Here is a 23,107-nt window from a genome sequence, read left to right on the forward strand (position 1 = left end):
CGTGAAGGAATCGACGGTAGCGGGCAGGTCTCCTGGCTCCCGGGTCGTCGCAGGCGCGCCGCCTTCCCGGAAGCACGGGCTCCAGTGGCAGATTGGCGCGCCGGCTCACCGGCTACAGTTGCGGGGGCAGCCTCGGACTTGGACACCGAGTTCCCTTTTCACCCTCCCGTTGGGGGAGGGCACCCGTTACGCACCGATCTTTAGCGGCAAGCGGGGCAGGGCGGCAACCCGCAGCGGTATCACCACAGCACGCCGGTCTTGTCGGGCGTCGCCGGTTCGGGGGCGGGGTCGCCGATCGATTGCAGCAGATCAATCTCGATCGTGCGGCACATCGCGTTGAGCGGCAGGTCGTGCACGGTGTTGGCGAAGGGATCGACCAGGTCGTCGCCGATCGCGAGCACGGCCAGGAACATCAGGCCCGCGATGGTCGAGCCCAGCGGAGTCGCGACGCCTAGCGTTTCGACCAGGCCGATCGGCAACAATACGCAGAAGATGTGGGTAAAGGCCGTGGGCACGAAGCGGAATTGCATCGGCAGCGGCGTATTCTTCAGCCGCTCCATGCCGCCCTGGGCATTGGCGATGTCGACCAGCACGTTTTCCATCGAGCTTTGCTGGATCGAATCGATCCAGCCCTTTGATCGCGCGATCTCGATCCGTCGCCCGGTGCCGTCGACGATGCCGTTGGCGATATTGGTGCGGGCCAGTGCATAGTCCGCCTCGCCCTTGGAGAGGAAGCGCAGCACTTCCTGATCCGCCGATTGGCGGCGCAGCTGGCAGCGCAGCGCATTCACATAGGCAATCTGCCGCAGCACGATCGTCCGCTTGAGATCGACCGCCTCGCCTTCGGGCAGATAGTTGCGCGCCATCCGTGCGAGGTTGCGGCTGGCGTTGATCATGAGGCCCCAGAGGCTGCGGCCCTCCCACCAGCGCTGATAGGCCGAGTTGGAGCGGAAGCCGAGAAACAGTGCCAGCACCGATCCGAACAGCGTCAGCGGCAGCGAAGGCGCGCGGAACGGCAGCACGAAGTAGACGATGGTGACGATCACGTCCCAGATGAAGAGCAGCGCCAGCGGCTGCCACACTTCACGCAGGACCTGTCTGGCGCGGGGGGCGGTGGTGACGATCATGGCCGAACTCTACGCACGACGATTGCTTCAGGTCCGTTCAGCCGTCGTTCCGGTCCGGCGCGACGGTCGCCGCGTGCGACATGGCGGCCGCGGTGCCGCTTCCCGGGCGCAGGTGGAACCATTCCGGGCGATCGATTGCGATCAGGAACGCGAGGGTGCCAAGCCCGAACAGCAACAGCGCCACCGAGCTTCGGAGGCGTTCCATGCGGCGCGTTCGTTCATCCTGGTGCATCGTGGAGTCCTCTTCTGTGGTGAGGACCCAGAGCTAAGCAGCGAATTTAACACGGGAATGGACATTTGGTAACGTAAGTTTGCGCGCTGCACCATTCGCGTTGCGGCGCACCATTATTGCGACCAGCTGCTGTCGCCGCGCCGAGAGTCGCCACAGTGCATGCCTGCCGGAGCTTCTAACTTATGATTATTCCTCAGAGAGATGGTCCAGCCTTTTCGGAACGGCGGCGGGGGCGGGGCGTTCGCTTTCGGAACTTAGGAGGCCTGTATGATGAAGAAGCACCTTTTGATCTTGAGCGCCGCGCCGATCTTCGCGCTCGCTGCGTGTGGCGGCAACAGCAACGGCGGCACCGACGCCATGAACAGCGGCGACACGGTCACCAACCTCCCCGCGGGCGAGGCGATGGGCGACAATATGGGCACGATGAACGGCATGGACGGCAACGCCACCGCCGCTGCGCCGATGACCGGCCAGGATTTCGCCAACACGGTCGCTGCCAGCGACGCCTATGAAATCGCTGCCGGCAAGCTGGCCCAGCAAAAGGCGACGACGGACGACCTGAAGGACTTCGGCAAGGACATGGTCGAGGAACACACCAAGTCGACCGCGAAGCTCAAGGCCGCCGCGGGCAAGACAAGCCCGGCGATCACCCCCGCCCCGGCAATGACCGACGAGCAGCAGACGAATCTGAAGACGCTCCAGTCCGCGACCGGAACGGCGTTCGACACCGCGTACAAGAGCCAGCAGGTGGTCGCGCACGAAAAGGCGCTGGCCGCGGTGCGCGCCTATGCCGGCAGCGGCGACGTGCCGCAGCTGCGCGAGTTCGCCCACGACGCCGAGGGCATGATTTCGAACCATTACGACAAGATCAAGGGCATGTAAGCGCCCCCGGGGAGGTGGCCTCAGGCCGCTTCCCCGGTCGCTTCGATAAGCACCGGCGCGGCGACGGCGCCGGCGCCGCTCCCCATGTGCTTCAGTCGACCGTCGATATGGCCGCCCTGTTCGACCATGATCGTCTCATATTCGACGTCGCCGACAATCCGTGCGGTGCGCTCGACCGTGAGTTGGCGGGCGCGCACCGATCCTTCAATCGAACCGGCAAGCCGGGCGTCGTCGGCTTCGACTCGACCGAAGATCTGGCTTTCCGCCCCCTGTACCAGGCTGCCGCACCGCACATCGCCTTCGATGCGTCCGTCGATATGCAGGTCCGAGGTCGCGGTGAGATTGCCAGTGATGACGATGTCGGCGCCGAGGACCGAGAACTGGCCGCGCCGCGCATTCGCCTGGGCGCTGCTGCCGCCGGATGTTGCCCGATCTTCGCGATTACGACTGCCGTTGAACATCCGCATACCCCATTCGTGCCAATTCCGTAGCGTTGCGCTAGCATAGCCATGGCGGGCGGGCAGCCCCAGGAATGGGTTAACGCCGCAGGTGCGGCGGCCCGAGGGCGGCGGAGTTGACCGGATCGCCCCGCATCGGTATAGGCCGCCCGGTTCCGGGTAGGGCGATTCCTGCCTTGGGTACAAAGAGCTGAACGTTGCTGGAGACGCAATCGCCCGGGGGGCTGAGGCCTTCGGGGCTTTTTCGTATTCTGTCCAACAGGGCTCCAGCAAAGTAACCATCTGAAAGGTGAAGGGCTTCATGCCGACGATTAACCAGCTGGTCCGCAAGGGCCGCGAACCGCAGAAGGCCAAGTCCAAGGTCCCTGCGATGGAACAGAACCCGCAGAAGCGCGGCGTCTGCACCCGCGTGTACACGACGACCCCGAAGAAGCCGAACTCGGCACTTCGCAAGGTGGCCAAGGTCCGTCTGACCAACAGCCGCGAAGTCATCAGCTACATCCCGGGTGAAGGCCACAACCTGCAGGAGCACTCGGTCGTGCTCATCCGCGGTGGCCGTGTGCGCGATCTTCCCGGCGTCCGCTACCACGTCCTTCGCGGCGTGCTCGATACGCAGGGCGTCAAGGATCGTAAGCAGAGCCGTTCGAAGTACGGCGCGAAGCGTCCGAAGTAATCAGGCCATAGTAAGCCCCGGACGTGTTCCGGATCGGCTGAAGTTCAGAAGGAAATATTGAGATGGCACGTCGTCGTCGTCCCGAAAAGCGGGAAATCCTGCCCGATCCCGTCTACGGTGATCAGGTTCTGTCGAAGTTCATGAATTCGGTCATGCTGGACGGCAAGAAGGCCGTTGCAGAAGCGATCGTCTATGGCGCCCTGGAAACCGTCGAGCAGCGCGCCAAGCGCGAGCCGATCGGCGTCTTCCATGACGCGCTGAACAACGTGAAGCCCGGCATCGAAGTCCGCAGCCGCCGCGTCGGCGGTGCGACCTACCAGGTTCCGGTCGAAGTTCGTCCGGAGCGTGCGCAGGCGCTCGCGATCCGCTGGCTGATCGCCTCGGCCCGCAACCGCAGCGAGCACACCATGGCTGCCCGCCTCTCGGGCGAGCTGATGGATGCGGCGAACAACCGCGGCAACGCGGTGAAGAAGCGCGAAGACACGCACCGCATGGCGGAAGCGAACCGCGCCTTCAGCCACTACCGCTGGTAACTTTCGTACCTACATATTGGGGAGCTGGACGGTCCGGCTCCCCAAATTTTCAAGGAAACCACGATCATGGCCCGCAGCCATCCGCTCGAGCGTTACCGCAACATCGGCATCATGGCCCATATCGACGCCGGTAAGACGACCACGACCGAGCGTATCCTTTATTACACCGGCAAGTCCTACAAGATCGGCGAAGTGCATGAAGGCACGGCGACGATGGACTGGATGGAGCAGGAGCAGGAGCGCGGGATCACGATCACGTCTGCTGCTACCACGTGCTTCTGGCGCGCCCAGGACGGCAAGGGCGAAGAGCACCGCATCAACATCATCGACACCCCCGGCCACGTCGACTTCACGATTGAAGTCGAGCGTTCGCTGCGCGTGCTCGACGGTGCGGTTGCGTGCTTCGACGGCGTTGCCGGCGTTGAGCCGCAGTCGGAAACCGTGTGGCGCCAGGCCGACAAGTACGGCGTGCCGCGCATGTGCTTCATCAACAAGCTCGATCGCACCGGCGCCGACTTCTATTTCTGCGTGAACTCGATCATCGACCGTCTCGGCGCGCGTCCGGCGGTGCTGTATCTCCCGATCGGCATCGAGGGCGGCTTCAAGGGTCTCGTCGACCTGGTCGAGAACCGCGCGATCATCTGGCTCGAAGAGAGCCTGGGTGCGAAGTTCGAATATCAGGACATCCCGGCCGATCTGGCCGAGAAGGCCGCGAAGTATCGCAGCGACCTGATCGAGATGGCCGTCGAGCTCGATGACGAGCTGATGGAAGCGTATCTCGAAGGCAACGAGCCGAGCGTCGCCGACCTCAAGCGCCTGATCCGCAAGGGCACGCTCGAGATGGCGTTCGTTCCGGTCGTGTGCGGTTCGGCGTTCAAGAACAAGGGCGTGCAGCCCCTGCTCGACTCGGTGATCGACTATCTGCCGAGCCCGCTCGACGTTCCGGCGATCAAGGGCGTCAAGCTCGACGGCGAAACGCCGGACGAGCGTCCGTCCTCGGACACCGAGCCGTTCGCGGCGCTGGCGTTCAAGATCATGAACGACCCGTTCGTCGGCACCCTGACCTTCGCGCGCATCTATTCGGGCAAGCTCGAAGCGGCCACCACCGTGATGAACTCGGTGAAGGACAAGAAGGAAAAGGTCGGCCGCATGCTGCTGATGCATGCGAACAGCCGTGAGGACATCCAGGAAGCCTATGCGGGCGACATCGTCGCGCTCGCCGGCCTCAAGGATACCACGACCGGTGACACGCTCTGCGCGCAGAACGCCCCGATCATCCTCGAGCGGATGGAATTCCCCGAGCCCGTGATCGAGCTGTCGGTGGAGCCGAAGACCAAGGCGGACCAGGAAAAGATGGGCGTCGCGCTCAATCGTCTTGCCCGCGAGGACCCGTCGTTCCGCGTCTCGTCGGACTCGGAAAGCGGCCAGACCATCATCAAGGGCATGGGCGAGCTCCATCTCGAGATCCTGGTCGACCGCATGAAGCGCGAGTTCAAGGTCGAGGCAAATGTCGGCGCGCCGCAGGTGGCGTATCGCGAATATCTCGCGAAGCCGGTCGACATCGACTACACGCACAAGAAGCAGTCGGGCGGCACCGGCCAGTTCGGTCGCGTCAAGGTCAAGCTGACGCCGGGCGAGCGTGGTTCGGGCATCGTCTTCAAGGACGAGATCAAGGGCGGTAACATTCCGAAGGAATATATCCCCGCGATCGAAAAGGGCTTCCGCGAGACGGCAGCTACGGGCTCGCTGGTCGGCTTCCCGATCATCGACTTCGAAGTGCTGCTGTATGACGGTGCGTACCACGACGTCGACTCGTCGGCGCTGGCTTTCGAAATCACCGCCCGTGCAGCGATGCGCGAAGCGGCGCAGAAGTCCGGCATCAAGCTGCTCGAGCCGATCATGAAGGTCGAAGTCGTCACCCCGGAAGACTATCTGGGCGACGTCATCGGCGACATGAACAGCCGTCGTGGCCAGATCCAGGGCACGGACACCCGCGGTAATGCGCAGGCCGTCACTGCCATGGTGCCGCTGGCGAACATGTTCGGCTATGTGAACGCGCTCCGCTCGTTCACCCAGGGCCGCGCGCAGTACACGATGCAGTTCTCGCACTATGACGAAGTGCCGGCCAACGTCGCCGACGAAGTGAAGGCAAAGCTGGCGTAATCGGAAAACAGCCGCTATGGGGCCGCGTTCTCGCGAGTCCCCTGGCGGCACGGGAAATTGAATCAGAAGGTAGGAAGACAATGGCGAAGGCAAAGTTCGATCGGAGCAAACCGCACCTCAACATCGGCACCATCGGTCACGTCGACCATGGCAAGACGTCGCTGACGGCTGCGATCACGAAGATCCTGGCGGAGAACGTTGCGGGCAACGCAGCGGTCGATTTCGCGAACATCGACAAGGCTCCGGAAGAGCGCGAGCGCGGCATCACCATCTCGACCGCGCACGTCGAGTATGAGACGAACAGCCGTCACTACGCGCACGTCGACTGCCCGGGTCACGCTGACTACGTGAAGAACATGATCACCGGCGCAGCGCAGATGGACGGCGCGATCCTGGTGGTGGCAGCGACCGACGGTCCGATGCCGCAGACCAAGGAGCACATCCTGCTCGCCCGTCAGGTCGGCGTGCCGACCATGGTCGTGTTCCTCAACAAGTGCGACCTGGTCGACGACGAGGAAATCCTCGAGCTGGTCGAAATGGAAATCCGCGAAGAGCTCTCCAAGCGTGAGTTCGACGGCGACAACATTCCGATCATCCGTGGTTCGGCGACCGCCGCTCTGAACGGCACCGACGACAAGCTGGGCAAGGACGCCATCCTGGCGCTCATGGCCGCTGTCGACGAGTCGATCCCGGAGCCGGAGCGTCCGCTCGACAAGCCGTTCATGATGCCGATCGAAGACGTGTTCTCGATCTCGGGTCGCGGCACCGTGGTGACCGGCCGTGTCGAAACCGGCATCATCAAGGTTGGTGAAGAAGTCGAGATCGTCGGCATTCACGACACCCGCAAGACCACCGTCACGGGCGTGGAAATGTTCCGCAAGCTGCTCGACCAGGGCCAGGCCGGCGACAACGTCGGTGCGCTGCTGCGCGGCGTCGCTCGCGACGAGGTGGAGCGTGGTCAGGTTCTGGCGAAGCCGGGCTCGATCAAGCCGCACACCGAGTTCAAGTCGGAAGTTTACGTCCTGTCGAAGGACGAGGGTGGCCGTCACACGCCGTTCTTCGCGAACTATCGTCCGCAGTTCTACTTCCGTACCACGGACGTGACCGGCACCGTCGAGCTGCCCGAGGGCACCGAGATGGTGATGCCGGGCGACAACATCGCCCTCGGCGTCAAGCTGATCGCGCCGATCGCTATGGACGTCGGCCAGCGCTTCACCATCCGTGAGGGCGGTCGTACCGTCGGCGCGGGCGTGGTTGCCTCGATCGACAAGTAAGCATTTGCGGGCTTCGGCCCGCAGGTGACTGCAAAAAGGTTCCGCCCGGCACTCAGAAAATGAGTGTCGGGCGGTTGCCTTTTTATAGAAGGGCCGTTAAAGGCGCGCCCTTCGAGTTTTGAGTTCAACAGCAAGAGGCGGCCATCCAGCCGCCGTTCCGGTCCAACCGGCGCCGCCCGAATCGCTCCAGTAGCGGATGGGGCAGGGGCCGGGGCTTCGCCGGGATGGCAATTGGGTGCGTTGCCCCGCTCTTTCGCATCGGTAGGACCATGGAAACGCAGAATATCCGCATTCGCCTCAAGGCGTTCGATCACCGCGTGCTCGATCAGGCTGCCGGCGACATTGCCGACACCGCCCGCCGTACCGGCGCCCTTATCCGTGGCCCCATCCCGCTCCCGACTCACATCGACAAGTTCACGGTCAACCGTGGCCCGCACATCGATAAGAAGTCGCGCGAGCAGTTCGAGACGCGCACCTACAAGCGCATGCTCGACATCGTTCAGCCGACCCCGCAGACGGTGGACGCGCTCATGAAGCTCGACCTGGCCGCCGGCGTCGACGTCGAGATCAAGCTGGCCTGAGCCGGCTCCGGCCCCCGCGCTTCGCGGGGGCTTTTGGCGTTCACCCTTTAATGCGGTGGACATGGAAGCGTAGCTGACGTAAAGGCGCCGCTTCCTCGAGATTCGCGGCTCCATGCTTGGAGTCGCCATCCTCCTCGACCGGATCGTTTCCCGATCCAACGCAAGGAGTGGCGGGCCGGATCGGCTCGCAGCGACAAGGGATACCGCCGGCGGCTTTCGAGTGGCCGGGCCTGCGTCCCCCGTCTCTTCCACCGCGAGGTGGAGGTTCAGCCCGGACGGGGGCTTCGCAGTAAAACATTCAGGGTTGAACACGCACCCGCGGGAATGGTCCCGGGGGTGCCTCTGTAATAGGAGCAACAGGCCGATGCGCACTGGCGTTATCGCGAAGAAGATGGGGATGACCCGCCTGTTCCAGGACGACGGCCGGCACGTGCCGGTGACCGTTCTGGCACTGGAAGGCGTCCAGGTGGTGGCACAGCGCACCACCGACAAGGATGGCTATGTGGCCGTTCAGGTCGGCGCCGGCACGGCGAAGGCCAAGAACGTCGCCAAGCCGCAGCGCGGCCACTTCGGCAAGGCCGAAGTCGAGCCGAAGGCGATCCTCTGCGAATTCCGCGTCGAGGAAGATGGTCTGCTGGACGTGGGCGCCGAGATCTCGGCCGACCATTTCGTCGCAGGCCAGCTGGTCGACGTGTCGGGCCGTACCCAGGGTAAGGGTTTCGCCGGCGCCATGAAGCGTTGGGGCTTCGGCGGTCTGCGCGCCACCCACGGCGTTTCCGTCTCGCACCGTTCGCACGGTTCGACCGGTAACCGCCAGGATCCGGGTCGCGTCTTCAAGAACAAGAAGATGGCCGGTCACATGGGCGATCGCAATCGCACCCAGCAGAATCTGGAAGTGGTCGGCACCGATGCCGAGCGCGGCCTGATCTTCGTCAAGGGTTCGGTTCCGGGCTCGAAGGGCGGCTGGCTGATCGTGAAGGACGCCGTCAAGGTCGCCCGTCACGCCGAAGCGCCGTACCCCGCCGGTCTGAAGACCGTCGCGAACAGCAACGAGGCTCCCGCCGAAGCGCCCGCAGTGGCGGCTCCGGAAGCCACCGAAGGCCAGGAGGGCTAAGTGAAGGTCAAGGTTCAAACCCTCGACGCCGCCGAGAAGGGCGATATCGAGCTCAACGACGAGATCTTCGGTCTCGATCCGCGCGCCGACATCCTGCACCGCGTCGTCACCTGGCAGCTCGAGAAGCGTCGCGGCACTGCCCGTGGCACCCGCGAGCGTGCGGACGTTGCGCGTACGGGCAAGAAGTGGGGCCGTCAGAAGGGCGGTGGTACCGCTCGTCACGGCGATCGCCGCGCGCCGGTGTTCATCGGCGGTGGTAAGGCGCACGGTGCTCGTGTCCGCGACTTCAATCCGTCGCTGAACAAGAAGATCCGCGCGCTGGGCCTGAAGATGGCGCTGTCGAGCCACGCCAAGGCTGGTTCGCTGATCGTCATGGACAGCCTCGTCGTCGAGAACGGCAAGACCAAGGTCCTGGCCGGCAACCTCGAGAAGCTGGGCTTCGGCAAGAAGGCCCTGGTGATCGATGGCGACACCATCGAGAACAGCTTCGCGCTGGCGGCAGGCAACCTGCACCAGGTGGACGTGCTGCCGGCGATCGGCGCCAACGTCTACGATATCCTGAAGAGCGACACGCTGGTCCTGACCCGCGCTGCCGTCGAGAAGCTGGAGGCGCGCTTCAATGGCTAAGCAGTCCAAGCCGGTCGACATCCGTCACTACGACGTGGTGCTCGCCCCGCACATCACCGAAAAGTCGACGCTCGTCTCCGAGGCGAACGCCGTGGTCTTCAAGGTCGCCAACGACGCGACCAAGCCGGAGATCAAGGCTGCCGTCGAGGCGCTGTTCAACGTCAAGGTCACCGGCGTGAACACCCTCGTCCAGAAGGGCAAGACCAAGAAGTGGAAGGGCGCGCCCTACCGCCGTTCGGACTTTAAGAAAGCGGTCGTGACGCTCGCCCAGGGCGAACAGATCGACGTGACCACGGGGATCTGAGACCATGGCGCTCAAGAACTATAATCCGACGTCGCCGGGCGTCCGCGGGCTGATCCTGATCGACCGCTCGCAGCTCTTCAAGGGTCGCCCCGTCAAGGCGCTGACCGAAGGCAAGACCAAGACCGGCGGCCGCAACAACAAGGGCCATGTCACCTCGCGTGGCATCGGCGGCGGTCACAAGCAGCGCTATCGCATCGTCGATTTCAAGCGCCGCCTGTGGGACGTCGAGGGCACCGTCGAGCGGATCGAGTATGACCCGAACCGCACCGCCTTCATCGCGCTGATCAACTACGGCGCCGACGAAGCCGGCAAGGATCGTCTGGCCTACATCATCGCTCCGCAGCGTCTCGCTGTCGGCGACAAGGTGATCGCGGGCAAGAAGACCGACGTGAAGCCGGGCAACGCCATGGAGCTGGGCCAGATGCCGGTCGGCACCATCGTCCACAATGTGGAGATGAAGCCGGGCAAGGGCGGTCAGATCGCCCGTTCGGCCGGTGCGTACGTCCAGGTCGTCGGTCGTGACCGCGGCATGGTGATCGTGCGTCTGGGCTCGGGTGAGCAGCGCTACATCCACGCCGCCTGCATGGCGACCGTGGGTGCGGTGTCGAACCCCGACAACCAGAACCAGAACTTCGGTAAGGCCGGTCGTAGCCGCTGGCAGGGTTCGCGTCCGCTTACCCGCGGTGTCGCGAAGAACCCGGTCGACCACCCGCACGGCGGTGGTGAAGGCCGTACCTCGGGCGGCCGTCACCCGGTTACCCCGTGGGGCAAGCCGACCAAGGGTGCGCGCACCCGCCACAACAAGGCGACGGACAAGATGATCATCCGTTCGCGTCACGCGAAGAAGAAGGGCTGATAGATGGCTCGCTCCGTATGGAAGGGTCCGTTCGTGGACCTGCATCTGCTCAAGAAGGCAGAGACCGCTCAGGAAGCCGGCACCCGCGCTGGTCCGATCAAGACCTGGTCGCGTCGCTCGACGATCCTGCCGCAGTTCGTTGGCCTGACGTTCAACGTCTACAACGGCCGCAAGTTCGTGCCGGTGTCGGTCAACGAGGAAATGGTCGGCATGAAGCTCGGCGAGTTCGCCCCGACCCGTTTCTTCCCCGGCCACGCCGCGGACAAGAAGGGTAAGCGCTAATGAGCAAGCAGGCAGCCCCCCGCAAGGTCGGCGACAAGGAAGCCCTTGCCGTCGCCACCCAGATCCGTGGTTCGGCCCAGAAGCTGAACCTGGTCGCCGGGCTCATCCGTGGCCGCACCGCGGCTGAAGCGATGAACATCCTCGCCTTCTCGAAGAAGGCGATGGCGGTCGACGCGCGCAAGGTTCTGGCTTCGGCCATCGCCAATGCCGAGAACAACCACAACCTCGACGTCGACGCGCTCGTCGTCGCCGAGGCGTCGGTCGGCAAGTCGATCACGATGAAGCGCTTCGCGACGCGCGGCCGTGGCAAGTCCACCCGCATCCTGAAGCCGTTCAGCCGTCTGCGCATCGTCGTGCGCGAGCAGGAAGAAGCATAATGGGTCAGAAGAGCAATCCCATCGGTCTGCGCCTGCAGATCAACCGCACCTGGGACAGCCGCTGGTTCGCGGAAGGCCATGACTATGGCCGTCTGCTGCTGGAGGACCTCAAGATCCGCAAGTTCATCCTCAAGACGCTGCCGCAGGCCGCGATCTCGAAGGTGGTGATCGAGCGTCCGGCCAAGCTGTGCCGCATCTCGATCTTCGCGGCACGCCCCGGCGTGATCATCGGCAAGAAGGGCGCGGACATCGAGAAGCTTCGCAAGAAGCTTGGCGAGATGACCTCGTCGGACGTGTCGCTGAACATCGTCGAGATCCGCAAGCCGGAAGTGGATGCGAAGCTCGTCGCGCAGGGCGTGGCGGACCAGCTGGAGCGCCGTATCGCGTTCCGTCGTGCGATGAAGCGCGCGGTGCAGTCGGCACTCCGTCTCGGCGCCGAAGGCATTCGTATCACCTGCGCCGGCCGTCTGGGCGGCGCGGAAATCGCCCGCACCGAATGGTACCGTGAAGGCCGCGTTCCGCTGCACACGCTGCGCGCGAACGTCGACTATGCCGAGGCCGAAGCCCACACCGCCTATGGCGTGTGCGGCGTGAAGGTCTGGATCTTCAAGGGCGAAATCCTCGGTCACGATCCGATGGCGCAGGACCGGCTGAACCTCGAGGCACAGACCTCGGGCGTGCGCCCGTCGCGCGACGATCATCGCCGCTAAGGACTAGGACAGAACAATGCTGCAACCGAAGCGCACCAAGTTCCGTAAGGCCTTCAAGGGCCGCATTCATGGCGACGCCAAGGGTGGCACGGCGCTCAACTTCGGCTCCTATGGCCTGAAGGCGATGGAGCCCGAGCGGATCACCGCGCGCCAGATCGAGGCGGCTCGCCGCGCGATCACGCGTCACATCAAGCGTCAGGGTCGTCTCTGGATCCGCATCTTCCCGGACGTTCCCGTTTCGTCGAAGCCGGCCGAAGTCCGCATGGGCTCGGGTAAGGGTTCGCCGGAATTCTGGGTCGCCCGCGTCAAGCCCGGCCGCATCCTGTTCGAGCTGGACGGCGTGCCCGGCCCGCTCGCGGCGGAAGCGTTCGAGCGCGCTGCGATGAAGCTGCCGATCAAGACCAAGGTCGTCGCCCGCCTCGGCGACACGACGCACCTGGAGGGCTGAGAGAAATGACCAAGGCAACCGACTTTCGGGCCAACACCGACGACCAGCTCGCCGAGCAGCTGGGCAACCTGAAGCGCGAGCAGTTCAACCTGCGCTTCCAGGCCGCCACGAGCCAGCTCGAGAAGCCGACCCGCGTGCGGGAAGTGCGTCGCGACATCGCCCGTATCAAGACGCTGCAGAACGAGCGCTCGCGCTCGACTGCCAAGTAAGAGGACCGAGACCATGCCGAAGCGCGTGCTGACCGGGAACATCGTCTCGGACAAGGGCGACAAGACCGTGGTGGTTCTCGTGGAGCGTAAGGTGAAGCACCCGCTCTACGGGAAGATCATCCGCCGCTCGAAGAAGTACCACGCCCATGACGAGGCGAATGAGTACAAGGCCGGCGAGACCGTGCGCATCGAAGAGACTGCGCCGATCTCCAAGCTGAAGACCTGGAAGGTGATCGGGCGGGTCGATACCCACGCGACGCCGAACACGGTCGACGCATAATCGTCATCTCCGCTCTTGCGGAGAACTCAAGTTGCGGTCATAGGCCGCCGCTTTGGTGCCCCGGCCGCAAGGCCGGGGTGACGCATTAGAAACGGAACCACCGGGCGCGTCCCGGCAGGCCAAACGAGAAGGAACCGGATCGATGATCCAGATGCAGTCCAATCTCGACGTCGCTGACAACAGCGGCGCGAAGCGGGTGCAGTGCATCAAGGTGCTGGGCGGGTCGAAGCGTCGCTTCGCCGGCGTGGGCGACGTCATCGTCGTCAGCATCAAGGAAGCCGCTCCCCGCGGCAAGGTTAAGAAGGGCGACGTCCACCGCGCGGTTATCGTCCGCACGGCGAAGGACATCCGCCGCACCGACGGCTCGGTGATCCGTTTCGACGGTAACGCCGCCGTTCTGGTCAACAAGAACGAGGAGCCGATCGGCACCCGTATCTTTGGCCCGGTGGTCCGCGAGCTCCGCTCGAAGGGCTTCATGAAGATCATTTCGCTCGCCCCCGAGGTGCTGTGATGGCTGCTGCCAAGATCAAGAAGGGCGACAAGGTCGTTGTCCTGTCCGGCAAGGACAAGGGCAAGACCGGTGAGGTCGTCAAGTCGCTGCCGAAGGACGACAAGGTCGTCGTATCCGGCGTGAACATCGCCGTGCGCCACAAGAAGCCGACCCAGGGCGAGCCCCAGGGTGGCCTGGTGCGCATCGAAGCGCCGCTGCATGTCTCGAAGGTCGCGCACGTGACCGCCGACGGCAAGGCAACCCGCGTCCGTTTCGAAACCCGCGACGGCAAGAAGGTTCGCGTCGCCGTCAAGACCGGGGAGGTCATCAATGGCTGATACCTACACGCCCCGCCTGCGTAAGCTCTATGACGAGCAGATCGTCAAGGCGATGACCGAGAAGTTCGGCTACAAGAACGTCATGGAAATTCCGCGCATCGAAAAGATCGTGCTGAACATGGGCGTTGGCGAAGCCACCCAGGACAAGAAGAAGGTCGAGCAGGCCGCTTCTGAAATGGAACTGATCGCCGGCCAGAAGCCCGTCGTGACCAAGGCGAAGAAGTCGATCGCGCAGTTCAAGCTGCGTGAAGGCATGCCGATCGGTGCGAAGGTTACCCTTCGTCGTGAGCGCATGTACGAGTTCCTCGATCGTTTCATCACGATCGCGCTCCCGCGCGTCCGCGACTTCCGCGGCCTGAACCCGAAGTCGTTCGACGGTCGTGGCAACTATGCCTGCGGCCTGAAGGAACAGCTCGTGTTCCCCGAAATCAACTATGACCGCATCGACAAGGTGCGCGGCATGGACGTGATCGTTACCACCACTGCCAAGACGGATGACGAGGCTCGCGAGCTTCTCCGTCTCTTCGGTTTCCCGTTCCCGCAGGCGGACGGCGAAACGAAGCAGGCGGCGTAAGGAAGGAAGAACTTAAGTCATGGCGAAACTGAGTTCGATCAACAAGAACGAGCGTCGCAAGCAGCTGGTGAAGAAGTACGCCGGCAAGTACGCGAAGCTCAAGGCGATTGCGAACGACGAAAGCCTGGATGAGACCGAGCGTCTCATCGCACGGCTCAAGATGGCCGAGATTCCCCGCAACGGGAACCCGACCCGCATTCGCAACCGGTGTGAGCTGACGGGTCGTCCCCGCGCTTATTACCGCAAGTTCCGTCTCGCACGTGTCATGCTGCGCGATCTGGCCAACAAGGGCCTGATCCCGGGTGTCACGAAGTCGAGCTGGTAAAGGACACGCAAGATGGCAGTGACCGATCCCCTGGGTGACATGCTCACCCGCATCCGCAACGGTCAGCGCGCGCGCAAGGACTCTGTCCTGACGCCGGCGTCGAAGTTGCGTGTCCGTGTCCTCGACGTGCTTCAGCGCGAGGGCTATATTCGTGGCTACAGCGAAGAGCAGATGGGCCCCGCGGCCGGCATCCGCATCGAGCTGAAGTATTTCGAGGGCCAGCCGGCGATCAAGCACGTCGCGCGCATCTCGAAGCCGGGCCGCCGTGTCTATTCGGGTTCGCAGGAGCTTCCGCGCGTCCGTAACGGCCTCGGCATCACGATCGTCTCGACGCCTCGCGGTGTTCTGTCCGACGCCGAAGCGCGCGAACAGAATGTCGGCGGCGAAGTGCTCGCGGAGGTGTTCTGATGAGCCGCATCGGTAAGAAGCCGGTTCCCGTCCCTGCGGGCGTGACCGCGCAGGTCGAAGCCGGCCAGATCTCGGTGAAGGGGCCCAAGGGCACCCTCACCATGCCGCTGGCCGACGACATCAAGTACGAAGTGACCGACGGCGGCATCTCGGTGCAGCCGGCGAACGAGACCAAGCGCGCGCGTGCCTTCTGGGGCATGCAGCGTACCCTGGTGCAGAACCTCGTCACCGGCGTGACCACCGGCTTCACCAAGAAGCTGCTGATCACCGGCGTGGGCTATCGCGCCGCTTCGCAGGGCAAGGTCCTGAAGCTGCAGCTCGGCTATTCGCACGACGTCAACTTCGACATCCCGGAAGGGATCGAGATCAAGACGCCGGATCAGACCACGGTCGAGATCTCGGGCATCGACAAGCAGAAGGTCGGCCAGGTGGCCGCGGAAATCCGCCGTTGGCGCAAGCCGGAGCCCTATAAGGGCAAGGGCATCAAGTACGATGGCGAATTCATCTTCCGCAAGGAAGGGAAGAAGAAGTGATCAGCACCAAGGGTCTTTCGCTTTTCGAAAAGCGTCGTCGCCGCAACCGTACCGCGCTTCGTGCGCGGGCCGGTGGCCGTCCTCGTCTGTCGATCCATCGCTCGGGCAAGCACATCTATGCCCAGGTGATCGACGACGCCGCAGGTCGCACCGTCGCCTCGGCCTCCACGCTCGAGAAGGACGTGCGTGGCCAGACCGGCGCCACGATCGCCGCGGCACAGGAAGTGGGCAAGCGCGTTGCCGAGGCCGCCAAGGCCGCAGGCATCACCCAGGTCGTCTTCGACCGCGGTGGCTTCCTCTACCATGGTCGCGTCAAGGCGCTGGCGGATGCCGCGCGTGAGAGCGGATTGGAGTTCTAACGATGGCCGATGAAATCAACACGACCGAAGCACCGGTCGAGGCGCAGGACGCCGGCCAGGCGGCTCCCGACCAGCAGCAGCAGGGCCGTGGTTCACGTGGCGGCCGTGGCCGTGGCGGCCCGGGCGGCGGTGACAATCGTGGCCGTGGCGGCCGCGACGGCAACCGTGGTCGCCGCGACGATCGTCGCGGTGGTCCGCAGGACGACGGTGGCGAGGAGCTGATCGAAAAGCTCGTCCACATCAACCGCGTCTCGAAGACGGTGAAGGGCGGTAAGCGCTTCGGCTTCGCAGCGCTCGTCGTCGTCGGCGACGGCAAGGGCCGTGTCGGCTTCGGTCATGGCAAGGCGCGCGAAGTGCCGGAAGCCATCTCGAAGGCGACCGCTTCGGCGAAGAAGGCGATGATCCGCGTTCCGCTGAAGGAAGGCCGCACGCTGCACCACGACGGCAACGGCCATTTCGGCGCAGGCCGCGTGACCGTCCGTTCGGCGCCCCAGGGTACCGGCATCATCGCCGGCGGCCCGATGCGCGCGATCTTCGAATCGCTCGGCGTTGCCGATGTGGTGACCAAGTCGGTCGGCACGTCCAACCCGTACAACATGATCCGCGCCACGTTCGAGGCACTGGGTGAGCAGACTTCGCCGAAGTCGGTTGCGCAGCGCCGTGGCAAGAAGATCGCCGACCTGCTCGGCCGCGGTGGTTCGCAAACCGCCGAGGCGGACGCTGCGGCCGTTACGGAGTAAACGATCATGGCGAAGATCAAGATCAAGCAGATCGGCTCGCCGATCCGCCGCACCAAGGATCAGCGCGCGACGCTGATCGGCCTTGGCCTCAACAAGATGCACAAGGTTTCGGAGCTGGAAGACAGCCCCGAGGTCCGCGGCATGATCCGCAAGCTGCCGCACATGGTTGAGGTGATCGAGGGCTGAGCCTTCGGTCTGCCAAACCAGGCGACTTTAGGAAAAGGGCGGTGGGCAACCACCGCCCTTTTTCGTACGCAAAAGCTCAGTTAAAGCCACTTAGCACCATGTATAGCTTGATCAGGCTATACATGGTGCTAAATAGCTACATATGGATCCGGTCAGAAACCCGTTCGCCCCAGGGGCAGGTTCTCAGCCTCCCGAACTTGCGGGTCGTCAAGAGATCATCACGGCTGCCGACACGGCGCTCCAGCGGGTTTTGCTGGGCCGGCCCGCTCAGTCACAGATGCTGTTGGGCTTGCGCGGCGTCGGCAAGACGGTTCTTTTGAACAAGATCGAGCAGCTGGCCGAGGAGCATGGCTATCTGACCTCGTTCATCGAGGCGCCGGAGGATCGAAAGCTCGTTGATCTGCTCTATCCCAAGGTGCATCAGGTGCTGCGGAAACTATCGCTCACCGAGGGCGCCAAGTCTGCGACACATGCGGCGCTGCGTGCGCTGCGGAGCTTCGCCGGGAGCTTCAAGATCAGCGTAGGAGACTTCGAGGTCGCGGTCGATCCGGAGCCGGGCGTGGCGGACAGCGGCAACCTTGAATACGACGTGACCGAGCTTTTTCTGAAGGTCGGTGAGGCGGCAAAGGCGGCAGAGCGCGGGTGGGCGCTGTTAATCGACGAGGTTCAGTATCTGAGCACCGCGGAATTGGGGGCGTTGATCGTCGCCATTCATCGAGTGAACCAGAAAGCCCTCCCTGTTCTGATGTTCGGCGCTGGACTTCCCGCCATTGCGGCGTTGTCTGGAGATGCCAAATCCTATGCCGAGCGACTGTTCATTTTCCCGCAGGTGGATGCGTTGCGTAAGGAGGATGCCGTCAACGCTATTCGCCAACCGATCGAGGAGGAAGGTGAGTCCATTGACGCGGAGGTGCTCGATCGCATTGTGGCACTCACGCGAGGTTATCCCTACTTTCTTCAGGAGTGGGGCTATCAGGTCTGGAACGCCTCGGCAGCCTCGCCGATCGCTGAAGATTGCATTGACGCTGCTGGGACGGAGGCTTTGAGGCGACTGGACGAGGGCTTCTTCAAGGTTCGGATCGAGCGCCTCACGCCGAAAGAAAAGGAATATGTGATCGCGATGGCCCGCCTTGGGGCGGGCCCCTATCGGTCCTCCGACGTGGCCGAAATGTTGAACGAGAAGCTGACCACGCTAGGACCGCGGCGTGCGCAAATCATCGCTAAGGGAATGATTTATAGCCCCGCGCACGGGGACGTCGCCTTTACCGTTCCGCTGTTCGATGAGTATCTCAAGCGACACTGGCTTTGAGGCGCTTGTCGCCTGATAAACAAGAGTCGACATTCCCCCCGCTCGCCGCTATGAGCCCGCGCTTCCTATCAACGCGCGACAAAAGCGAAAGCGAGTGCACACATCATGAAGCTGAACGAACTCAACGACAACCAGGGCGCCCGTCATCGCCGCATGCGCATCGGCCGTGGTATCGGCTCGGGCAAGGGCAAGACCGGCGGCCGCGGCGTCAAGGGTCAGAAGAGCCGCGAAGGCGTCTCGATCAAGGGCTTCGAGGGCGGTCAGATGCCGCTCCACATGCGTCTGCCGAAGCGTGGCTTCAACAACATCTTCGCCAAGGACTATGCCGAGGTGAACCTGGGCGAGATCCAGAAGGCTGTCGATTCGGGCAAGCTGACCGGCACCGACATCGATCACGCCGCGCTGAAGGCCGCTGGCCTCGCCCGTGGCGGCAAGGACGGTGTCCGTCTGCTCGGCAAGGGTTCGCTCACCGCGAAGCTGAACTTCACCGTCGCCGGCGTCTCCGCCGGTGCGCGTGAGGCGGTCGAGAAGGCCGGTGGCTCGGTCACCGTGCCGGAGATCGTTCCGGCCGCCGAGAAGCACAAGGCGAAGCACCGCACGGCCCAGGCCGCTGCCAAGGCCGCCAAGCAGGGCTGACGAAATGCGAAGGCGGGGCTCCCAAGGCTCCGCCTTCCTTCGTGCTGGGCTTGCCCAAAGGCCGTTCTTTCTTCCTCGTCCACAGAAAAACGGCCCTTCGACAAGCTCAGGGCGATCGGGATTCGCGCGACAGGGCTTAGACAAGCCGCGCGCAGGCCCTATATGCATCCCCGCAGGGCGGGGGAGCGCCCGTCACTTATCCGGGACGAAGATACGAAATGGCATCCGCAGCCGACCAGCTGGCCTCCAGCATCAATCTGGCGAAGTTCAGCAAGGCCACCGACCTCAAGAAGCGCCTGTGGTTCACCCTCGGTGCGCTGATCGTCTTCCGCATGCTGAGCTATGTGCCGCTGCCGGGCATCGACCCGACCGCGCTCGGCCTGCTCGCGCAGCAGACGCAGGGCGGCGTGCTCGACTTCTTCAACAACTTCACCGGCGGCGCGCTGTCGCGCATGTCGATCGTGGCGATGGGCGTGATGCCCTACATCACCGCGTCGATCGTCGTGCAGTTAGCGACCTCGCTGTCGCCGCAGCTCAACGCGATCAAGAAGGAAGGCGAAAGCGGCCGCAAGCGGCTGAACCAGTACACCCGCTACGGCACCGTGCTGCTCACCTGCGTGCAGGGCTATTTCCTGGTGCAGGGGCTGCAAGCCGCAGGCGCCGCCAAGGGCCTGAGCCCGGTGGTTGAGCCCGGCCTGGCCTTCACCCTCACCGCGGTGGTCAGCCTTGTCGGCGGCACCATGTTCCTGATGTGGATCGGTGAGCAGATCACCAGCCGCGGCATCGGCAACGGCATTTCGCTGATCATCATGGCCGGCATCGTCGCGCGCCTGCCTGTCACGCTCGTCCAGCTGTTCGAGAGCGGCCGTTCGGGCTCGATCGATCCGCTGCGCCTGATTTTCGTGATCATCGGCGTTGCGCTGCTCGTGCTGTTCATCTGCTTCATGGAGCGCGCGCAGCGGCGCATCCTGATCCAGTATCCGAAGCGCCAGACCGCGCGCGGCGTCCAGGCGGAGCGCAGCCACCTGCCGCTCAAGCTGAACACCGCCGGCGTGATCCCCCCGATCTTCGCCTCGTCGCTGCTGCTGCTGCCGCTGACCATCACCCAGTTCGCCGGCCAGTCCGCGGGCGACAACTGGTGGGGCGACCTGATCTCGAACCTCAACATCTGGCTGCGCCACGGTTCGCCGATCTACATGTCGCTCTACGCGGCGGGCATCATCTTCTTCTCGTTCTTCTACACCGCGGTGGTCTTCAACCCCGAGGAAACCGCGGACAATCTGAAGCGCTATGGCGGCTTCGTCCCCGGCATCCGCCCGGGCAAGAACACCGAGCTGTATTTCGACTATGTGCTGACCCGCATCACCGTGATCGGTGCAGCCTATCTGACCATCATCTGCCTGGTCCCGGAATGGGCGTTCTCCGCGATGAGCATCCCGTTCCTGATGGGCGGCACTAGCCTTCTCATCGTCGTCAACGTAACCATGGATACGGTGACGCAGATCCAGTCGCACCTGCTGGCCCACCAGTATGGCGACCTGATCAAGAAGGCGAAGCTCAAGGGCGGCCGCGCGCGCTGATCGGCGCGCGGCACAAGGGGAGGTACCTGTTGAATATCATCCTGTTGGGTCCGCCGGGGGCCGGTAAGGGCACCCAGGCGAAGCGTCTCGAGACCGAGCGCGGCATGGTGCAGCTGTCCACGGGCGACATGCTGCGCGCCGCGGTGAAGGCGGGGACGCCCACGGGCCTGAAGGCCAAGGCAGTGATGGAGGCGGGCGAGCTCGTCTCCGACGAAATCGTCTCCGGCATCATCGGCGAGCGGCTCGACATGGCCGATACCGAGAAGGGCGCGATCTTCGACGGCTATCCGCGTACCTATGCGCAGGCCAAGTCGCTCGACGAACTGCTCTCTGCGCGGGGCCGCAAGCTCGACTATGTGATCGAGCTGCTGGTCAACGAAGAGGCGCTGGTCGACCGCGTCGAGGGCCGCTTCACCTGTGCGAAGTGCGGCGAGGGCTATCACGACAAGTACAAGCTGCCCAAGACGGACGGCGTGTGCGATGTGTGCGGTTCGACCGAGTTCAAGCGCCGCCCCGACGACAATGCCGAGACGGTGCGCACCCGCATGGCGGAGTACCGCGCCAAGACCGCGCCGATCCTGCCCTTCTACGAAGAGAAGGGGCTGGTCCGGCGAGTCGACGGCATGGCCGATATCGACGAGGTGACCCGGCAGATCGCCGCGGTGCTCGACGGGCAGGGATAACGGGAAGGGCGGGGGAGACCCCGCCCTTTCTGATTCGGGTGGTCGCTATGTCGGCTTGCGCCCAATAGCGGACATAGAGTGAGCCCTACTTAATTGAGCTTGGCCGCCCGGCGGTTACGATTGCAGTATGCAACCGTCCTTCAGCGTCTCGCTCCACGTTATGCCGAACCAGTGAGCTGCGAGGATAGCCGTTGGGCATCTCGTAGACAATCAGAGTAGCGCATTCGAAGAAGCGCCCGTCGTATCCTTGCGAGCAAAGGGTGTGCGGCACACTGACCATACCCTTGGGCTCCAAAGCAAGTGCGTCCTCTGTCCGAATGCGGTGGCTGAAGTACCGCCACTCACCTCGGACGAATGGTTCCATTTCCGATACCGTAGGCACCACTCCGGACTGCAACGCACCCTTAGGTTGCGCCCCTGCTGGTGCCACGCTCAACGGCGATGCGAAAATAGCGGATAGGACCAGAGCCGAGCGACGAAGCATGCCTCCTTTGTACACACACAACGTCCGCTTGCCACCAAAGACCGCCGTCATCCCGGCGAAAGCCGGGATCCATTCGCCGCTCGGTTGCAGCAAAAGCCAATAGCGAGGCCCCAATGGACTCCGGCTTTCGCCGGGGTGACAATGTGTGGGAGTGCGGGCGGCAGGGATCCGTTCTCACCCGGACCTGTGTTAGCCCCATCCCCCTATCCGAAACGGGACGCGCTTGGCCGTCGCACCCCTCGCCGCGCTTGGCCTGCCGGGAACCTTGCTATATAAGGAGGGTTCAGCATTTTCCGGCCCCGCGGCGCTTGACAGTTCGCCTGCGGCCCCGTATCTCGCCCAACTTCCGGAACAGTAGATTACGGCGGCGCTCCATCGCGTGCGTCGTGCCGCTGCATTTCGGAAGGCAACGCTACGAGATGGGGCGCCGCTGCCATGCAGTGCCCCGTGGAGCTGGGAGAATATATTTCATGGCACGTATTGCGGGTGTTAACATCCCGACCAACAAGCGCGTCGTCATCGCGCTGCAGTATATCCACGGCATTGGCGCGACCAAGGCCAAGGAACTGACCGAACAGCTGGGCATCGCGCCGGAGCGCCGCGTGCAGGACCTGAGCGATCAGGAAGTGCTGCAGATCCGCGAGGCGATCGACGCCGGCTACACCGTGGAAGGTGATCTTCGTCGCCAGGTGGCGATGAACATCAAGCGCCTGATGGACCTGGCCTGCTATCGCGGCCTGCGTCACCGCAAGGGCCTGCCGGTCCGTGGCCAGCGCACGCACACCAATGCGCGCACCCGCAAGGGCAAGGCCAAGCCGATCGCCGGCAAGAAGAAGTAAGCAGCGCTCCCCAGCGCGCACTTCTTCCCCCGAGGCCTCGCGCCTCCAGGCACCAAGCTTCTAGGTCAGGAAATTCCAAATGGCACGTGAACCGCAGCGTATTCGCCGTCGCGAACGCAAGAACATCACCGCCGGCGTCGCGCATGTGAACGCCAGCTTCAACAACACCATGATCACCATCACCGACGCGCAGGGCAACGCGATCAGCTGGTCCTCGGCCGGCATGATGGGCTTCAAGGGCTCGCGCAAGTCGACCCCGTATGCCGCCCAGGTCGCCGCCGAAGACGCCGGCCGCAAGGCCGCCGAGCACGGTGTTCGCACCCTCGAGGTCGAAGTGAAGGGTCCGGGTTCGGGCCGTGAGTCGGCGCTCCGCGCGCTGCAGGCCGTCGGCTTCCAGATCACCTCGATCCGGGACGTGACGCCGATCCCGCACAACGGCGTGCGTCCCTCGAAGCGTCGTCGCGTCTGATACGTCCTGCTTGCACCGTGGGCC

34 protein-coding genes and 1 riboswitch are annotated in these 23,107 nt (G+C 63.9%); of the genes, 31 read left to right on the top strand and 3 right to left on the bottom strand.

Going from position 1 to position 23,107, the window contains the following annotated elements; genetic code table 11:
- Positions 1–5 precede the first annotated feature (5 nt).
- Positions 6–202: riboswitch (cobalamin riboswitch) on the bottom strand.
- 37 nt (positions 203–239) lie between these two features.
- Both V7E00_RS02045 and V7E00_RS02050 read right to left on the bottom strand, forming a co-directional pair.
- Positions 240–1,127 (bottom strand): bestrophin family protein, encoded by an 888-nt coding sequence (locus V7E00_RS02045; RefSeq protein WP_333571038.1) that lies wholly within the window; start codon positions 1,125–1,127, stop codon positions 240–242.
- 37 nt (positions 1,128–1,164) lie between these two features.
- Positions 1,165–1,332 carry a hypothetical protein gene (locus tag V7E00_RS02050; RefSeq protein WP_333571039.1) on the bottom strand — a complete coding sequence of 56 codons (168 nt, stop codon included), beginning with the start codon at positions 1,330–1,332 and terminating at the stop codon, positions 1,165–1,167.
- A gap of 294 nt (positions 1,333–1,626) precedes the next feature.
- On the opposite strand from V7E00_RS02050, the gene V7E00_RS02055 reads away from it, so the two are divergent.
- Positions 1,627–2,241, top strand: a complete 615-nt coding sequence (locus tag V7E00_RS02055) for a DUF4142 domain-containing protein (RefSeq protein ID WP_333571040.1) — start codon at positions 1,627–1,629, stop codon at positions 2,239–2,241.
- Positions 2,242–2,261: 20 nt separating this feature from the next.
- On the opposite strand, the gene V7E00_RS02060 is transcribed toward V7E00_RS02055, so the two are convergent.
- On the bottom strand, positions 2,262–2,702 hold the full coding sequence (locus V7E00_RS02060; protein WP_333571041.1) for a bactofilin family protein: 441 nt from the start codon (positions 2,700–2,702) through the stop codon (positions 2,262–2,264).
- Between the two features lie 298 nt (positions 2,703–3,000).
- On the opposite strand from V7E00_RS02060, the gene rpsL reads away from it, so the two are divergent.
- The 30 genes from rpsL to rpsK all read left to right on the top strand — a co-directional run bounded on the left by rpsL (position 3,001) and on the right by rpsK (position 23,083).
- A complete protein-coding gene (rpsL, locus tag V7E00_RS02065) occupies positions 3,001–3,372 on the top strand; it encodes a 30S ribosomal protein S12 (protein ID WP_010545715.1) in 372 nt (123 codons plus the stop codon).
- Positions 3,373–3,434: 62 nt separating this feature from the next.
- Positions 3,435–3,905, top strand: coding sequence for a 30S ribosomal protein S7 (gene rpsG / locus V7E00_RS02070; protein ID WP_168845191.1), 471 nt, complete (start codon positions 3,435–3,437; stop codon positions 3,903–3,905).
- 66 nt (positions 3,906–3,971) lie between these two features.
- Positions 3,972–6,068, top strand: a complete 2,097-nt coding sequence (gene fusA / locus V7E00_RS02075; RefSeq protein WP_333571042.1) for an elongation factor G — start codon at positions 3,972–3,974, stop codon at positions 6,066–6,068.
- Positions 6,069–6,148: 80 nt separating this feature from the next.
- Positions 6,149–7,342 carry an elongation factor Tu gene (tuf, locus tag V7E00_RS02080; protein ID WP_010545718.1) on the top strand — a complete coding sequence of 398 codons (1,194 nt, stop codon included), beginning with the start codon at positions 6,149–6,151 and terminating at the stop codon, positions 7,340–7,342.
- Between the two features lie 269 nt (positions 7,343–7,611).
- Positions 7,612–7,923, top strand: coding sequence for a 30S ribosomal protein S10 (gene rpsJ, locus V7E00_RS02085; RefSeq protein ID WP_010545719.1), 312 nt, complete (start codon positions 7,612–7,614; stop codon positions 7,921–7,923).
- Between the two features lie 364 nt (positions 7,924–8,287).
- Positions 8,288–9,037, top strand: coding sequence for a 50S ribosomal protein L3 (gene rplC, locus V7E00_RS02090; protein ID WP_121074307.1), 750 nt, complete (start codon positions 8,288–8,290; stop codon positions 9,035–9,037).
- The gene (gene rplD, locus V7E00_RS02095; RefSeq protein WP_168845189.1) at positions 9,038–9,664 is read left to right on the top strand and encodes a 50S ribosomal protein L4; all 627 of its coding nucleotides are present in this window, start codon (positions 9,038–9,040) and stop codon (positions 9,662–9,664) included. It begins immediately after the preceding gene.
- Positions 9,657–9,968 carry a 50S ribosomal protein L23 gene (locus tag V7E00_RS02100; RefSeq protein WP_010545722.1) on the top strand — a complete coding sequence of 104 codons (312 nt, stop codon included), beginning with the start codon at positions 9,657–9,659 and terminating at the stop codon, positions 9,966–9,968. Before rplD ends, V7E00_RS02100 begins: the two co-directional genes overlap by 8 nt.
- A gap of 4 nt (positions 9,969–9,972) precedes the next feature.
- On the top strand, positions 9,973–10,824 hold the full coding sequence (rplB, locus tag V7E00_RS02105) for a 50S ribosomal protein L2 (RefSeq protein WP_333571043.1): 852 nt from the start codon (positions 9,973–9,975) through the stop codon (positions 10,822–10,824).
- A 3-nt stretch (positions 10,825–10,827) separates the two neighbouring features.
- On the top strand, positions 10,828–11,106 hold the full coding sequence (gene rpsS, locus V7E00_RS02110) for a 30S ribosomal protein S19 (RefSeq protein WP_333571044.1): 279 nt from the start codon (positions 10,828–10,830) through the stop codon (positions 11,104–11,106).
- A complete protein-coding gene (rplV, locus tag V7E00_RS02115) occupies positions 11,106–11,483 on the top strand; it encodes a 50S ribosomal protein L22 (RefSeq protein ID WP_010545725.1) in 378 nt (125 codons plus the stop codon). The genes rpsS and rplV overlap by 1 nt, the downstream gene beginning before the upstream one ends.
- Positions 11,483–12,193, top strand: a complete 711-nt coding sequence (rpsC, locus tag V7E00_RS02120) for a 30S ribosomal protein S3 (protein ID WP_333571045.1) — start codon at positions 11,483–11,485, stop codon at positions 12,191–12,193. The genes rplV and rpsC overlap by 1 nt, the downstream gene beginning before the upstream one ends.
- Positions 12,194–12,209: 16 nt before the next feature.
- On the top strand, positions 12,210–12,641 hold the full coding sequence (rplP, locus tag V7E00_RS02125; RefSeq protein ID WP_064313338.1) for a 50S ribosomal protein L16: 432 nt from the start codon (positions 12,210–12,212) through the stop codon (positions 12,639–12,641).
- A 5-nt stretch (positions 12,642–12,646) separates the two neighbouring features.
- Positions 12,647–12,850: a 50S ribosomal protein L29 gene (gene rpmC / locus V7E00_RS02130; RefSeq protein WP_010545728.1), complete on the top strand. Its 204-nt coding sequence runs from the start codon at positions 12,647–12,649 to the stop codon at positions 12,848–12,850.
- Between the two features lie 13 nt (positions 12,851–12,863).
- Positions 12,864–13,130: a 30S ribosomal protein S17 gene (gene rpsQ, locus V7E00_RS02135; protein WP_010545729.1), complete on the top strand. Its 267-nt coding sequence runs from the start codon at positions 12,864–12,866 to the stop codon at positions 13,128–13,130.
- Between the two features lie 142 nt (positions 13,131–13,272).
- Positions 13,273–13,641 carry a 50S ribosomal protein L14 gene (gene rplN / locus V7E00_RS02140; protein WP_010545730.1) on the top strand — a complete coding sequence of 123 codons (369 nt, stop codon included), beginning with the start codon at positions 13,273–13,275 and terminating at the stop codon, positions 13,639–13,641.
- Complete coding sequence (rplX, locus tag V7E00_RS02145; RefSeq protein WP_066719888.1) at positions 13,641–13,958, top strand: 50S ribosomal protein L24; 318 nt, start codon at positions 13,641–13,643, stop codon at positions 13,956–13,958. The genes rplN and rplX overlap by 1 nt, the downstream gene beginning before the upstream one ends.
- Entirely contained in the window at positions 13,951–14,532 is a 582-nt protein-coding gene (gene rplE, locus V7E00_RS02150; protein WP_333571046.1) for a 50S ribosomal protein L5, read from the top strand. The genes rplX and rplE overlap by 8 nt, the downstream gene beginning before the upstream one ends.
- A gap of 19 nt (positions 14,533–14,551) precedes the next feature.
- Positions 14,552–14,857 (top strand): 30S ribosomal protein S14, encoded by a 306-nt coding sequence (gene rpsN, locus V7E00_RS02155; RefSeq protein WP_010545733.1) that lies wholly within the window; start codon positions 14,552–14,554, stop codon positions 14,855–14,857.
- Between the two features lie 12 nt (positions 14,858–14,869).
- Positions 14,870–15,265 carry a 30S ribosomal protein S8 gene (rpsH, locus tag V7E00_RS02160; protein WP_010545734.1) on the top strand — a complete coding sequence of 132 codons (396 nt, stop codon included), beginning with the start codon at positions 14,870–14,872 and terminating at the stop codon, positions 15,263–15,265.
- On the top strand, positions 15,265–15,798 hold the full coding sequence (rplF, locus tag V7E00_RS02165) for a 50S ribosomal protein L6 (protein WP_093294263.1): 534 nt from the start codon (positions 15,265–15,267) through the stop codon (positions 15,796–15,798). Before rpsH ends, rplF begins: the two co-directional genes overlap by 1 nt.
- Complete coding sequence (rplR, locus tag V7E00_RS02170; protein ID WP_174539078.1) at positions 15,798–16,157, top strand: 50S ribosomal protein L18; 360 nt, start codon at positions 15,798–15,800, stop codon at positions 16,155–16,157. The genes rplF and rplR overlap by 1 nt, the downstream gene beginning before the upstream one ends.
- A gap of 2 nt (positions 16,158–16,159) precedes the next feature.
- Complete coding sequence (rpsE, locus tag V7E00_RS02175) at positions 16,160–16,897, top strand: 30S ribosomal protein S5 (protein ID WP_333571047.1); 738 nt, start codon at positions 16,160–16,162, stop codon at positions 16,895–16,897.
- A gap of 6 nt (positions 16,898–16,903) precedes the next feature.
- The gene (gene rpmD, locus V7E00_RS02180; RefSeq protein ID WP_019369689.1) at positions 16,904–17,083 is read left to right on the top strand and encodes a 50S ribosomal protein L30; all 180 of its coding nucleotides are present in this window, start codon (positions 16,904–16,906) and stop codon (positions 17,081–17,083) included.
- 142 nt (positions 17,084–17,225) lie between these two features.
- The gene (locus tag V7E00_RS02185) at positions 17,226–18,392 is read left to right on the top strand and encodes an ATP-binding protein (protein WP_333571048.1); all 1,167 of its coding nucleotides are present in this window, start codon (positions 17,226–17,228) and stop codon (positions 18,390–18,392) included.
- 105 nt (positions 18,393–18,497) lie between these two features.
- Entirely contained in the window at positions 18,498–19,028 is a 531-nt protein-coding gene (rplO, locus tag V7E00_RS02190; RefSeq protein ID WP_084583901.1) for a 50S ribosomal protein L15, read from the top strand.
- Between the two features lie 218 nt (positions 19,029–19,246).
- Positions 19,247–20,608 carry a preprotein translocase subunit SecY gene (secY, locus tag V7E00_RS02195; RefSeq protein ID WP_333571049.1) on the top strand — a complete coding sequence of 454 codons (1,362 nt, stop codon included), beginning with the start codon at positions 19,247–19,249 and terminating at the stop codon, positions 20,606–20,608.
- Positions 20,609–20,637: 29 nt separating this feature from the next.
- Positions 20,638–21,291, top strand: a complete 654-nt coding sequence (locus V7E00_RS02200; RefSeq protein ID WP_333571050.1) for an adenylate kinase — start codon at positions 20,638–20,640, stop codon at positions 21,289–21,291.
- Positions 21,292–22,245: 954 nt separating this feature from the next.
- On the top strand, positions 22,246–22,614 hold the full coding sequence (gene rpsM, locus V7E00_RS02205) for a 30S ribosomal protein S13 (protein ID WP_333571051.1): 369 nt from the start codon (positions 22,246–22,248) through the stop codon (positions 22,612–22,614).
- Between the two features lie 79 nt (positions 22,615–22,693).
- Positions 22,694–23,083 carry a 30S ribosomal protein S11 gene (gene rpsK / locus V7E00_RS02210; protein ID WP_010545745.1) on the top strand — a complete coding sequence of 130 codons (390 nt, stop codon included), beginning with the start codon at positions 22,694–22,696 and terminating at the stop codon, positions 23,081–23,083.
- Positions 23,084–23,107 lie beyond the last annotated feature (24 nt).

The sequence above is a fragment of the Sphingomonas sp. genome, from assembly GCF_036731925.1.
Taxonomy (GTDB): domain Bacteria; phylum Pseudomonadota; class Alphaproteobacteria; order Sphingomonadales; family Sphingomonadaceae; genus Sphingomonas.